This is a genomic window from Lysobacter terrestris, assembly GCF_014489475.1.
GTDB lineage: Bacteria > Pseudomonadota > Gammaproteobacteria > Xanthomonadales > Xanthomonadaceae > Agrilutibacter > Agrilutibacter terrestris.
This window is the reverse complement of the sequence record NZ_CP060820.1, coordinates 475,423-488,307: the sequence shown is the minus strand read 5'-3', so window position 1 is coordinate 488,307 and position 12,885 is coordinate 475,423. Positions and strand designations below refer to the sequence as shown.

At 63.9% G+C, this 12,885-nt stretch carries 10 protein-coding genes and 1 tRNA gene; 10 read left to right on the top strand and 1 reads right to left on the bottom strand.

Annotated elements, in window-relative coordinates; genetic code table 11:
- The first annotated feature begins 67 nt into the window (after window positions 1-67).
- The 5 genes from grxD to ppnN all read left to right on the top strand — a co-directional run bounded on the left by grxD (window position 68) and on the right by ppnN (window position 6,702).
- Window positions 68-388 carry a Grx4 family monothiol glutaredoxin gene (gene grxD / locus H8B22_RS02310; protein WP_187712517.1) on the top strand — a complete coding sequence of 107 codons (321 nt, stop codon included), beginning with the start codon at window positions 68-70 and terminating at the stop codon, window positions 386-388.
- Window positions 385-1,128, top strand: coding sequence for an SDR family NAD(P)-dependent oxidoreductase (locus H8B22_RS02305; RefSeq protein ID WP_225876254.1), 744 nt, complete (start codon window positions 385-387; stop codon window positions 1,126-1,128). The genes grxD and H8B22_RS02305 overlap by 4 nt, the downstream gene beginning before the upstream one ends.
- Before the next feature lie 23 nt (window positions 1,129-1,151).
- On the top strand, window positions 1,152-1,751 hold the full coding sequence (locus H8B22_RS02300; RefSeq protein WP_187712516.1) for a MarC family protein: 600 nt from the start codon (window positions 1,152-1,154) through the stop codon (window positions 1,749-1,751).
- A 235-nt stretch (window positions 1,752-1,986) separates the two neighbouring features.
- On the top strand, window positions 1,987-5,202 hold the full coding sequence (locus tag H8B22_RS02295) for a TonB-dependent receptor (protein ID WP_187712515.1): 3,216 nt from the start codon (window positions 1,987-1,989) through the stop codon (window positions 5,200-5,202).
- A 108-nt stretch (window positions 5,203-5,310) separates the two neighbouring features.
- A complete protein-coding gene (gene ppnN / locus H8B22_RS02290) occupies window positions 5,311-6,702 on the top strand; it encodes a nucleotide 5'-monophosphate nucleosidase PpnN (protein WP_187712514.1) in 1,392 nt (463 codons plus the stop codon).
- Between the two features lie 16 nt (window positions 6,703-6,718).
- Here the strand turns inward: ppnN and H8B22_RS14900 are convergent, their stop codons facing one another.
- A complete protein-coding gene (locus tag H8B22_RS14900) occupies window positions 6,719-7,324 on the bottom strand; it encodes a type IV pilin protein (protein ID WP_284690672.1) in 606 nt (201 codons plus the stop codon).
- Here H8B22_RS14900 and H8B22_RS02280 point away from each other — a divergent pair.
- From H8B22_RS02280 to H8B22_RS02260, 5 genes are all read left to right on the top strand, one after another.
- Window positions 7,319-7,891 (top strand): GspH/FimT family pseudopilin, encoded by a 573-nt coding sequence (locus tag H8B22_RS02280; RefSeq protein WP_284690671.1) that lies wholly within the window; start codon window positions 7,319-7,321, stop codon window positions 7,889-7,891. The two genes, H8B22_RS14900 and H8B22_RS02280, sit on opposite strands and share 6 nt — an antisense overlap.
- A 14-nt stretch (window positions 7,892-7,905) precedes the next feature.
- Window positions 7,906-8,502: a PilW family protein gene (locus H8B22_RS02275; protein WP_187712513.1), complete on the top strand. Its 597-nt coding sequence runs from the start codon at window positions 7,906-7,908 to the stop codon at window positions 8,500-8,502.
- A 24-nt stretch (window positions 8,503-8,526) separates the two neighbouring features.
- Complete coding sequence (locus H8B22_RS02270; RefSeq protein ID WP_187712512.1) at window positions 8,527-10,269, top strand: hypothetical protein; 1,743 nt, start codon at window positions 8,527-8,529, stop codon at window positions 10,267-10,269.
- A 13-nt stretch (window positions 10,270-10,282) separates the two neighbouring features.
- A complete protein-coding gene (locus tag H8B22_RS02265; protein WP_225876317.1) occupies window positions 10,283-12,718 on the top strand; it encodes a type IV pilus modification PilV family protein in 2,436 nt (811 codons plus the stop codon).
- Window positions 12,719-12,764: 46 nt separating this feature from the next.
- A tRNA-Asn gene (locus H8B22_RS02260) sits at window positions 12,765-12,841 on the top strand.
- Window positions 12,842-12,885 lie beyond the last annotated feature (44 nt).

Sequence of the window (12,885 nt, the reverse complement as noted above, 5' to 3'; positions counted from 1 at the left end):
CGGTCCCCACCTACCGGAGACGCGCCATTCCAGTGGCGTCGCCGCAGCCACCCAGCAGGAGTTGTCCATGTCTGTCATTGAGCGGATCCAGGCCGAAGTCGAGGGCCATCCGATCGTCCTTTTCATGAAGGGCACCGCGCAGTTCCCCATGTGCGGGTTCTCCAGCCGCACCGTGCAGGCGCTGAAGGCCGCCGGTGCGAACCAACTGCACACCATCAACGTGCTCGAGGATCCGGAAGTGCGCGCCAACCTGCCGCGCTATTCCAACTGGCCGACGTTCCCGCAGCTCTTCATCAACGGCGAGCTGATCGGCGGCTGCGACATCACCCTAGAGCTGTTCGAATCGGGCGAACTGGCCCGCATGATCAGCGAAGCCCAACAGCAGTGAGTCCCGCGTCCGCGCCGGCGACCGAGCCGGTCCTGCAAGATCGCGTGGTGCTGGTCACCGGCGCGCATGGGGGGCTCGGCACCGCCGCGAGCGTCGGCTGCGCGCGCGCGGGCGCCACCGTGGTCCTGCTTGGGCGCAAGGTTCCGCGCTTGAACCGCGTGTACGACGCCGTCGCGGCCGCCGGTGCGGAACCGCTGCTGTATCCGCTTGACCTCGAAGGCGCCTCGGCCGACGACTACGCCGAACTGGCGCAGCGGATCGAAACGGAACTGGGACGCCTGGACGGCGTGCTGCATTGCGCCGCCAACTTCCCGGGACTGACCCCGCTGCTGCAGACCGATCCCGCCGCCTTCGCGCGCGCGATCCACGTCAACCTCACGGCGCGCTGGTGGCTCACGCAGGCGTGCATCCCGCTGCTCGCCAAGGCCGACGACGCCGCCGTGGTCTTAGTGCTGGATGACCTGGCGCGCGTGGGGCAGGCCTACTGGGGCGGCTACGGGCTGGCCCAGCACGCGCTGGCCGGCATGGTCGGCATGCTCCAGGGCGAACTGGCCAACTCGAAGATCCGCGTGTCCGGCCTGCAGCCGGGTCCGCTGCGCACGCCGCTGCGCGCCAAGGCCTATGTGGAAGAGAGCGACCGGATCGCGAAGGACCCGGAAGCCGCCGCGCAATCCTGCGTTACCCTGCTGTCCGCTGCCGGTTCGGCCCATCGCGGGCAGATCTGGGCGCCCACCGAGTAGACCCCGCGCGTCCGAACGCACCGATGACGATCGCTTCCGCCGCCCTGCTGCTGTTCCTGATCCTGGATCCGCTGGGCAACATTCCGGTGTTCCTCAGCCTGTTGCGCGGCCTGCCCGCGAAGCGGCAGCGGTTCGTGCTGGCCCGCGAGCTCACCATCGCCCTGGGCGTGCTGATGGTGTTCCTGTGGGGCGGCAAGTACGCGCTGGAGCTGATGCACCTGCGCCAGGAATCCGTATCGATCGCCGGCGGCATCGTCCTGTTCCTGATCGGCATCCGGATGATCTTCCCGCCGCCGGAAGGGCTGATGGGCGAATTGCCGGACGGCGAACCCTTCATCGTGCCCATGGCTATCCCCCTGGTCGCCGGCCCTTCGGGCATGGCGGCAGTGATGCTGATGGGCAGCAACGAGCCGGGGCGGCTGGCGGACTGGAGCCTGGCGCTCCTGTTGGCCTGGGGCGCCACCGCGGCCATCCTTTTCAGCGCCACCTACCTCTACAAGTGGCTCGGCACCCGCGTGCTCACCGCCGTCGAGCGCCTGATGGGCATGCTCCTGGTGGCCATCTCTGTCCAGATGTTCCTGGACGGCCTGGGCACCTACCTGCAGATCGCACCGGCCCCCTGAGCCCCGCGCCGGAAGGGGCGCGCGAGACTGTGGCAGCGGTCAAGAAATTGACATCTATCCGCCATAGTATGGGTTAAACTGGCGTTAACCCAGCCAAGCTCGGCTGGGTCAAGGGGCTCCAAATAAGTTTTCGCCATGAGGCCGGCCGGATACGGGCCCGTCGCCGTTTGTCGCTGTTTTCAAATTCCGAATCCTTCGAGGCATCCAAAACATGACTCATTCGAACCGCGTCCGCATGTCGAAGCTCACGCTCGGCCTGCTTGCTGTCCTTGCCACCGCTCCGGCATTTGCGCAGAGCACCTCCGCCGGTATCGGTGGCCGCGTTGTCGGTGCCGACGGCAAGCCCGTCGCGGGCGCCGAGGTCACCATCACCCATACCGCGTCGGGTACCACCAACCGGGTCACCACGGATGCGAACGGCCGTTACACCGCACGTGGCCTGCGCGTTGGTGGTCCCTACACGGTTGAAGTGAGCAAGGACGGTGTGGGCACGGATACCGAAGAGAACGTGTTCCTGCAGCTCGATGTCACCAACACGGTCGACGCGCAGCTCGGTGTCGCGGCTGCTTCCAGCGCCGAAGCCACGGACCTCGCCAGCGTCGTCGTCACCGGCGCCAAGGGCTCGCTGGTGTTTTCGCCCGACAGCACGGGTGCCCAGACCATCGTGACGCGCCAGGAAATCGAGGCGCTGCCGTCGGTCCGCCGTTCGCTCGAGGATTACGTGCGCCTCGACCCGCGCATCGTGCAGGTCGACAAGGAACGCGGTGGCATCGCCGCGGCCGGTCAGAACAACCGCTACAACAACATCCGTGTCGACGGTGTTCCGTCGAACGACAATTTCGGCCTGAACGACTCCGGCGTTCCGGCGCTGAACCAGCCGATCGTCATCGACTGGATTCAGGAGTTCAACGTCGGCGTCTCCAACTATGACGTGACCCAGGGCGACTTCGTTGGTGCCAACATCAACGCCGTGACCAAGTCGGGTACCAACGACTTCCATGGTTCGGTGTACGGCATCTATCGCGACGACGACATGATCGGCGACTGGGTGGGTAACGCCAAGCGCGCCGCCCCCTTCAAGGACGAGACGACCTGGGGTGCGTACGTCGGTGGTCCGCTGATCAAGGATCGCCTGTTCTTCTTCGCGGGTTACGAGAAGTTCGAGCGGCAGTCGCCGACGCCGGACACCGGCGTGACCGGCTCCGGTGCCGCGAACGAACTGCGAATCACCCAGGCTGAGCTGGACCGCCTGACGGCGGCTGCTGCCGGCTTCGGCGCCTCCAATGTCGGTTCGTTCGACCCGGTGAGCGAGTTCACCAACCAGGATGAGAAGTGGATCGCGAAGATCGACTGGAACATCAGTGACACGCAGCGCGCCGCCTTCCGTTACAACAAGACCGAAGGCTCGGTCCTGCGCCTGAGCACCAGCACGTCGACGCTGCAGGCCAACAGCAACTGGTATTCCGAGAACGTCGGGTTCGAGAACTGGGCAGCCATGCTGTACAGCGATTGGACCCCCAACTTCTCGACCGAAGCCAACGTCTCGTACTCCGAGTACCGCTCGACCCCGCAGGCGTTCTCGAACTTCCCGCAGGTCACGGTGAACTTCTCCACCGGCTCGGCGACGGGCGGCACGGCATCCGTGGTGTTCGGCCAAGAGCGTTCGCGCCAGGCCAACGAACTCGCGGTGGATACCTGGACCGGCTTCTTCGCCGGCAGCTACTACCTCGGCGACCATGAGCTCAAGGCCGGTGCCGACTATGAAAGCTCGGACATCTACAACCTGTTCCTGCAGGATTCCGTCGGCACCTACGAGTTCGATTCGCTTGCCGCCTTCGAGCAGGGCAACTGGTCGCGCTACCGCTTCCAGGCATCCCGCTCCGGCAACCTCGGCGATGTCGCATCCCAGTTCGACGTGGGCAACATCGGCCTGTTCCTGCAGGACACCTGGACGGTCAACGACCAGCTGACGCTGACCTACGGCCTGCGTGCCGATCAGACCCAGGTGGGCGGCACCCCGGCCGAAAACGCACAGTTCCGCAGCGATTTCGGCATCGACAACCGCAACACCCCCGATGGCGAGTGGACGGTGCAGCCGCGCCTCGGCTTCAACTACAGCATCGGCGATGACCTGAAGACCCAGTTCCGCGGTGGTTTCGGCCTGTTCGCCGGTTCGGCACCGGGCGTGTGGCTGTCCAACAGCTTCTCCAACCCGGGCGTTCTGGTGAACTCGTACGACATCCGCAATGGTTCGGGCGTCGACCTGGATGGCACGTTCGTTCCGGCCACGGCGGGTGCGCAGCAGCTCGTCAACGCCATGGCGGACGACTTCAAGCAGCCCACCGTGTGGAAGACCAACCTGGCTGTCGACAAGGAATTGCCGTGGTGGGGCTTGGTCGCTGGCGCTGAGCTCCTGCTCACCAAGGTCGACAAGGGCGTCAGGTACGTCAACTACGCACTCGGTGCGCCGACGGGTGAGCTGCCGGACGGCCGTCAGCAGTTCTGGGCCAACCCGGTGGCGGGTTCGGGTGCCGCCCGCGCGAATTGCGTGAAGCTGCCTTCGAGCAATACCTGCCGTTATACCGACGCGATCGTGCTCGAGAATACCGACAAGGGCCATTCCGAAAACTTCACCGTCTCGCTGGAAAAGCCTTGGGAACGCGGCTGGTACGCCAAGCTCGCGTATACCTTCGGCCGCTCCAATGAAGTGAGCCCGGGTACCTCGTCGGTGGCGCTGTCGACCTGGCAGAATCGCATCGTCTTCAATCCGAACGAAGACGAGGACGGACGCTCGAACTACGAGATCTCCGACCGCCTGACGTTTGCGATGAGCAAGCGTTGGGACTTCTTCGGAAGCAAGGCCCCGTTCAAGGCTTCGATGTTCTATGAAGGCCGTTACGGCCGTCCCTTCAGCTACGTGTTCAACAACGATGCGAACGGCGACGGCATCGGCGGCGGTTCGGCCAGCAACCCGCGCAACGACCTGTTCTACGTGCCGTCGGGTCCGGGCGATGTCGCGTTCACGGCCAACTCGACGGCGGCGGACCAGGCGGCGTTCTGGGCATTCATCGCCAACACGCCGGACCTGCAGGGTAGCCGTGGCCGCGTGGCCGAGCGCAATCTGGGCACGAGCCCGTGGCGCAACATCATCGACCTCCGCTTCACCCAGGACGTCCCGCTGGGCTTCGGCGACGCGAAGGCGCAGGTGTTCCTCGACATCGAGAACTTCGGCAACCTGCTGAACAAGAAGTGGGGCCAGGTTGACGAAGCAATCTTCCCGTATGACATGCGCATTGCGGACTACGCCGGTGTCAACGCGCAGGGTCAGTACATCTACAACGTCAGCAACTACGTCAACGAGTCGACGGGGGCGGTGCGCAACCCGGGCCTGTCGACGCGCAATTTCGAATCGCGCTGGGCCGCGCAGGTCGGTTTCCGCGTCGACTTCTGATGCATCGGCCTTGATGGTGTGAAAACGGCCGGGGAAACCCGGCCGTTTTTTTGTGGGCGCCGCTGCGCTAGAGTCGTCGTCGAAGGCACGAAGAGACAGAGAAGAGACATGAAGGCCAGCATCGAAGCGATCAATACCCGTCTGCCGACGGTCAATACTCACATCTATCCCCGCGGTGGCCTGGATGTCCTGTCACGCACCGAAGTGGCGCGCCTGCGCGATGCCTCCGCGGGCGGCATGCACGACCTGCTGCGTCGCTGCGCCCTCGCGGTGCTGACCAGCGGCAGCGCTTCCGACGACCCGCGCGCGGCGCGTGAGCTCTACCCCGACTTCGACATCGAAGTGCAGCAGCAGGATCGCGGCGTGCGCATCGACCTGCGCAACGCGCCTGCCATGGCGTTCGTGGACGGCGAGATCATCCACGGCGTCGCCGACCTGCTGTTCGCCGCGGTCCGCGATCTGGCCTACATCGCGATCGAACTGGGTGAAGAGGCGGGCAGGGACCTGCAGACCAGCGAGGGCATCACCGACTCGGTGTTCGGCCTGCTGCGCAACGCGCGCCTGCTGCGCCCGGCGGATCCGAACCTGGTCGTGTGCTGGGGCGGCCATTCGATTTCGCGCGAGGAATACGTCTACACCAAGCAGGTCGGCTACGAGCTGGGCCTGCGCGGCTTGGACATCTGTACCGGCTGCGGCCCGGGTGCAATGAAGGGGCCGATGAAGGGCGCGACCATCGCGCACGCCAAGCAGCGCAGGCGCAACACGCGTTACATCGGTATCACCGAGCCGGGGATCATTGCCGCCGAATCGCCCAACCCGATCGTCAATCACCTGGTGATCATGCCGGACATCGAGAAGCGCCTGGAGGCGTTCGTGCGGCTGGGGCACGGCATCATCGTCTTCCCGGGCGGCGTGGGCACGGCCGAAGAGATCCTCTACCTGCTGGGCATCCTGCTGCGCGAGGAAAACGCGGACCTGCCGTTCCCGCTGATCTTCACCGGCCCGAGCACCTCAGCGCCGTATTTCGAACAGATCGATCGCTTCATCCGCCTCACCCTGGGCGAGGAAGCGACGCGTCGCTACCAGATCATCACCGGCGACAGCGCCGAAGTGGCCAAGCGGATGACGATCGGCATCCGCAAGGTGCGCGAGCACCGCATCGCGCAGAAGGATTCGTTCTTCTTCAACTGGTCGATCGAGATCCCGGAAGCGTTCCAGCGCCCCTTCATCCCCACCCACGAGGCGATGGCGGCGTTGGACCTGCACCGGGGCCGCAAGGCCCACGAACTGGCCGCGGACCTGCGTCGCGCGTTCTCCGGCATCGTCGCCGGCAACGTGAAGGAAGACGGCATGCGCCGCATCGAGGAGCACGGCCCGTTCGAAATCCACGGCGACGCGGATTTCATGCATTCGCTGGATGCGCTGCTGCGGGCCTTCGTCGAGCAGCGCCGGATGAAGATCGCGGGCGAGTACAAACCCTGTTATCGGGTGGTGGCCTGAGCGGCCACCCTCCGCATTATTGGTTGCAGCTAGCCACGGACCACGCGGGCTTCTGCTTGTTGGTATTGTTCCCTACGAGATTTCCGCAGCGATCGCCGGCCTGTTTGCCGGAGGGCTGGAGTGTGATGCTGTAGGCGGTTTCCGATGCAGTGAGGCCGCCGCTAGGGATGCTATAGAAGCTAGAGGTCGGCGCTGACGGATAACCTCTCTCGCCGGTCTCTACCGTTCCATCCCCGTCGGTGTCCTTGCACGTGTTCACTTCTGCATACGTGTAGCACTCCGCACGCCAGCGCTCCATTTCCAGTTGGTACTCCCCAACCGCGCGCACCGCATCCGCGCGCCGGCCTTTCTTGCTCTGTTCCAGATAGTTCGGGATCGCGATGGCCGCCAGGATGGCGATCACCATAACGACGATCATGAGTTCGATCAGCGTAAAACCGCGTTGCACGCGCATGGCCCATCCCCCGGTTGCGATGGCAGATCGTAGCACCGGTCGTCGGCTTTCCAATGGACCTTGGGCGCGCCCATCGCCCTTGGGTGACCATTCGTCCGGCAAGGCTTGCCCCTGCGGACCCTGCTTTCTAGAGTCCAATTCGACCAAGCGCGAGGGGATGTCGTGCACGCAAGGAACTCCAGCGGATTCACGCTGATCGAACTCATGGTGGTTGTGGCCATCGTGGCCATCTTGGCCGTGATGGCCGCGCCTTCCTACCGGGACATGATCGACCGTTATCGCCTCCGTGCGGCAACGGACGACCTGGTGAGCGTGATGTCCAGTGCAAGGGCGGGTGCCGTCAAGCTGGACCGCGACGTGAACGTGTCCTTCGGTTCCACCGCAGCGGGCTGGTGCATGGGGGCCAATGCCGCGTCCGCGCCAACCGGAGGCAATGCCGCCGGCAGCGCCTCGGCGTGCGACTGCACCGCTTCATCGCCGGCCTGCTCGGTCGGCGGCGAGACCCTGCTGGTTCCACCCGGCAAACATGCCAATGTCGCCATCTCCGGCACGACGACGGCTTTGGTCTTCGACGGCAATCTTGGTCTGATCAGTCCCGTGGCAGAGCAGACCGTGAACCTGTCATCGCCAAGTGGCACCTACACGGCGCGAGTCATCATTCGGCCGTTGGGGCAAGCGACCGTATGCGTGCCTAGTGGCTCGCCCGCCATGGCCGGGGTTCCCTCATGCAGTTGACGAGGACCAAATTGATGAAGCGATCCACCGGTTCCGGCTCCCGAGGCTTCAGCCTGGTCGAGCTGATGGTGGCCATGGTGCTGGGCCTGATTGTGGTTGGTGCGGTGATTGCCCTCGTGCTGGCGATGATCCGGGCGAACAACCAGACGCTGCGCGCGACCCGGCTTACCCAGGAGCTGCGCGCGACACTCGCCGTGGTGGCGAACGACTTCAAGCGCGCGCGCGGTGTCGTCGATCCCTTGACGGAAGCGACGCAGGCGACCGGAAGCCAGCTGTACGTAGTGAATACCGCCACTGCCGGGTGTCTCCGATATGCATACCAAGGGGGCGTGGGTGGCAACTGGAGGAGCATCCGCAGGGATACGGCAACCAATCGCCTGGTGCTCACCGCGGCTTCCACACAAGCCAATGCGACCTGCGCGTCCACTGGCGTGCCGCTCGGCTCGGATCAGATTGCGATCACCAGCTTCACGATCAGCCCCTCGTCCAGTTCCACCACCACCCGCCAGTACGACATCACGATAACGGGCACGGTTGGCAGTGGCAGCGAGGGCATCACCCGCACGATGCGCCAAGCCATTTTCGTCCGTTCGCTCGGCGACGGCACCTGACGGCAGGATTCAGGAGTACCCAGAATGAACATGGATCAATCCCGTCTGATTCCTCGCGGTCGCGAATCAGGATCGGCCCTGCTGGTGGCGATACTGTTGTTGCTGCTCGCCGCAATAATGACGTTCGCCGCGTTGAACGTCGGCGTGTTCGAGCAGCGCAGCACTGGCAACGACATTCGCGCAAAAGCGGTCAACGACGTGGCCGAGGCGGGCTTGGCGCAAGGCTTCGAGTATCTGATGCACCAGAATACCGAGATGCTGGAGCCCGATCCGGGCACATGGGAGAAGTGCGACGCGGACGATGACCTTTTCCCCTGCGGTGCCGTAAGCGACGCGCTGATCGACACCGATGGCGATGGAACGGCGGATACCGCGCGTCGAGCCACGTTGTACAAGCTGAAGCAGACAAGCCACACGATCACCGGTCTGGCACCGGAACTCGCCAATTACATGCTGGCCCTCCCGACCAGCTCCAAGATTTCCGCGTCGGGCGATGGCGGCACGGTCGCATATGGTGTTGCGCCGCTCATGTGTTTCGTCGAGCGCCCCGATCCAGCGGCGCCGGCCACGACCCCGTTGCAGTGCGGAAACGGCACTGGCGCTACAACCACCACGCTGCGGATCGTCACGTTCGTCAGCGTCGCCAAGATTCCAGGTGAGTCCGCCAGCGCCACGCTCATCCAGACGCTGGGTCAGTATCCCAAGCTCAACAATCCCTTGGGCAAGCCCCCGATCACGGCTTCGGGAAGCATCGACATCACGGGTGGCCTCCAGGTCGTCACCAATCCCAACTCGGGCGGCGCCGGCGTGCCGGTGTCGATCTGGTCGCGACTCAATGTTGCCAAGACGGGCACTACCAATACGTGCTATGCGGACGAGTTTTTTCGCTACACCCAAGGAAGCGTGACGCCCACGCCTTACCAAGGCACGATCCGTTGCGACGAGTGCAAGTGCGACGCGAACGGTGCTCCCAATTCCATCAGCTACGACTCCAGCGGCAATGTGCAGGCCGAGGGCATGGATATTCTTGACGTCGAAGGCTCGTCCTTGGTACGCGGCACTGGGGCCAATTGGAACGTGCGTGCCGATGCGAACTCCTATCCCACCTGTGAGTTCCCCAAGGATCTTTTCCAGTTCCTGTTTGGGGTGAAGGTCTGGAGCGATGGCAATAGCGATTGCTTCGCTGAGACCAAACTTCCGAGCGTGTCCTATACGAACCCGGACAACGGCGTTACGGCCAGCGTTGGTCCGGACGAGGCCTATCTGTATGCCAACGCCGACAAGATCATCCCGCTGACCGCGAACCAGACGCTGGTGCGCACCGGGAAGCTCGGTAGCAACTCGCTGTTCAACACCAGCGCGCCGAATTCCAATGCCGATGCCAAGGGCATCATCTGGTGTCAGACCGGATGTGACATCGGATCAGGCAAGCAGGTCGGCACGGCCGAGAATCCAGTGATCCTGGTGCTGGACGGCCCAGTAAGCATCCAGGGCGTGGTGTTCGGCATGGTCTTTGTGCGCTCAACCGCGACGGCCCTGAACCCGGCGACGGGCGGCAGCGGCACCGGTGGATGCCCGAGCAACTGCATCCTGCAGATGAACGCTGGCGCGGCCATCTACGGGGCCTTGGTGCTGCAGGGCCAGATGAAGGCCAACGGCACATCCGCGGTCATCAGCGATGCAACGGTGCTGCGCCGATTGAACGAGCAGCAGGGCCTGACCCCGGCAAGCCTGCCGGGTGCGTGGACCGACCGGGTTTCCTTCTAATCAGGTGATCGACATGACCCATCATCGTTCATTTCGGGTCCGGAACAAGGGCTTCAGCCTGATCGAAATCCTGATCGCGGTTGTCGTGCTCGCTACCGGCTTGCTGGCATTGACAGCCTTGCAAGGCAGTCTGACCAAGGCCTCTGCGGAAGCCAAGGTGCGCGGCCGCGTTGCCGCGGTCGTGGCTGGGCGGATGGAATTCCTCCGCAATGGTCCTTACGACAGCATTGTCGCCGGCAGTGACAGCTGCGCGACGACAACGCCCCCGGATTGGGTGCCTGCCTCTGTGTGCTCAGACGCGAGTATCGGTGCGCTGAGTGTCACGCAGGCCGTGCAAACCTGGTCTGGCGATACGACATTTGCGGAAACCGGTGCGGTTTCGGATCCGAACGCGGCGCAGTTCAAGCGGGTCCGGCTGACCGCCGTCTGGACCGATTCAAACGGCACCAGTCATTCCCTCCGTAGCGTATCCGACATCAGCCCGCTGGGCATGGTGAGCAACCTGATGGTGCCGCCTGATTCCGATACAAGCGGCGGCGGCGCCCCCATCGTGCGCCAGGACAATCCGGTCACCGCGGGCATGATCCCGGTGGCGCTGGGCGACGGCTCCTCATCGGCGGCCTCCAATCCGAAGCCGGAACTCAAGGAAGACGGTCGCAACCAGCGCATCGTCGGCACCCGTTTCAACGTGCTGAACTACATCCCCGGTGGGGATGGCAGCTCGCTCATCCAGAAGCGGTTCGAAAACGAGCTGGTGCGATGCAAGTGCTCCATGGGGTCGGGTGAAACCGATACCAACTCCATCTACTACACGGCGCAGTGGCCGGCGATCTGGACGGGCGAACGCTATGACGTCTATGTCCCAACACCTTCCAGTACCGTTGCCCCTGGTCAGGCGGTGAGGTCGGGGCCAACCAGCGGTGTCGTGCAGAGCGACTTGTGCACGCAGTGCTGTCGCGACCACCACGATGGTGTCGCTCGTTCGGCCGCCGACCCGGACAACGCTGTCGCGAAATACGACCCAGAGCGCAGGATAAACACGGACGCAAACGAGAGCACTGGGGCGGAGAAGTATTCACGCAACAGCATGGGTGCTTATGTGGCCTCGACGACCAGTTACATTCAGGCGTGCCGGGTGATCCGCGTCGACGGTTTCTGGCGCGTGGCTGCGGACACCTATTCGCGGCACTTCGGCCTGCTCGAGACGACGCCGGTATCCAGCGTGGACGCGAAGTCCGGCGTGCCTACAACCGCGGCGAAGGATGCCTACAGTACTTTCGTGAAGGACTACTCGGCTGGCTACCAGACGACGCTCGCAACCGATTCGGGCACAGCGCCCACGAACGCCGACACGTTGTTCGACGATGATGCGCGCGGGTTGAATGCCGATCCGATCGTGGTGGAAACGCCGAACGTCAACAACGATTGGCGCTACCTGCACGGTCGCGGGCTGTACGTGGACTACTTGGAAGCCGATGCCCGCAAGCGCATCAAGGACATCCTGGCGGACAACGACGACGATGGCGCCTGCCCGCCGTCCAAGCCCAAGTACGACTGCATCCTGCCGTACCTTCCCTTCACCACGATCAACATGACCGAGATCGCGAAGTGGCTGGCGGAGGATGAGGATGTCCTTCAGGTGAACACCAGCAACCTGATGAGCAGCAATCCGTCGGAGCCGTTCGGTGGCCGTACCAAGGGCATCGCGGAAGGCGAGAGCCTCAATACCGGCTACACGCGGACGTCCAACTCGGGCCTGGCGGTGTATGCGCTGGCTGCCGACACCAACAACGATGGCACGCCGGACGTCTACGACAGGGAGGAGTTCGGTGTGGACCCGCTGGACGACACGGCGATGCTGGATGACGCGCAGGCGTTCGAGGTTGGCCAGGGTGCCGGGAACGATGGCCTGAGTTTCTACCTGCGCGTTAGCGGCACTGGTATCAACAAGTCCGCAAAGTACGCCTTGGGAACCGATGTGGACGACTGTACTACGCCGGCCACCGGAGACATCCGTTGCAGGACGAACGCGACCACGGCACCCATGTCCGGATCGTTCACCCTGCAGAACTACTGGACCGAAGGAACAACCACGTCGACGCTGTCGACTGCGAGCTGCACGAACCTGGCGAACCAGTCGCCTCCGGCAACCCTGGCCGTCAGCGTGCCGTATCTGAACAACCTCGGAGTCACTTCCGTGACGGTTGTGGCCGGTACGGGCAGCGTAGGCACGTCGATGCCGGCGCCCGCGAACGGGACGACCGATGGCAAGACTTCGGAGACCACGACGATTGCCTTCAGTAATGCCAGCGCGGATGCCGTATTCCAGGTGCAGTTCACCTCGCAAGGGAGCGTGACCGGGGCGACGGTACAGTCTTGTACGGTCGACAAGGTCAGGGGCACTTGGACGATGTCCGTGTCCGCATGGAACAAGCCTTGGGAGAACTGATCGATCGGTTGACGTCCTGAAGTCGGCATCGCACAATACGCGCCCCGCCCGAATAGCTCAGCCGGTTAGAGCACTTGACTGTTAATCAGGGGGTCGTTGGTTCGAGTCCAACTTCGGGCGCCAGATTGAACGCAAAGGGTCCGCTTCGGCGGGCCCTTTGTTTTTCC

What these genes read in the sequence shown, in the direction of transcription:
- grxD (WP_187712517.1), top strand. Translation starts at nt 68, where the DNA reads ATGTCTGTCATTGAGCGGATCCAGGCCGAAGTCGAGGGCCATCCGATC.
- H8B22_RS02300 (WP_187712516.1), top strand. Translation starts at nt 1,152, where the DNA reads ATGACGATCGCTTCCGCCGCCCTGCTGCTGTTCCTGATCCTGGATCCG.
- H8B22_RS02295 (WP_187712515.1), top strand. Translation starts at nt 1,987, where the DNA reads ATGTCGAAGCTCACGCTCGGCCTGCTTGCTGTCCTTGCCACCGCTCCG.
- ppnN (WP_187712514.1), top strand. Translation starts at nt 5,311, where the DNA reads ATGAAGGCCAGCATCGAAGCGATCAATACCCGTCTGCCGACGGTCAAT.
- H8B22_RS02275 (WP_187712513.1), top strand. Translation starts at nt 7,906, where the DNA reads ATGAAGCGATCCACCGGTTCCGGCTCCCGAGGCTTCAGCCTGGTCGAG.
- H8B22_RS02270 (WP_187712512.1), top strand. Translation starts at nt 8,527, where the DNA reads ATGAACATGGATCAATCCCGTCTGATTCCTCGCGGTCGCGAATCAGGA.
- H8B22_RS02265 (WP_225876317.1), top strand. Translation starts at nt 10,283, where the DNA reads ATGACCCATCATCGTTCATTTCGGGTCCGGAACAAGGGCTTCAGCCTG.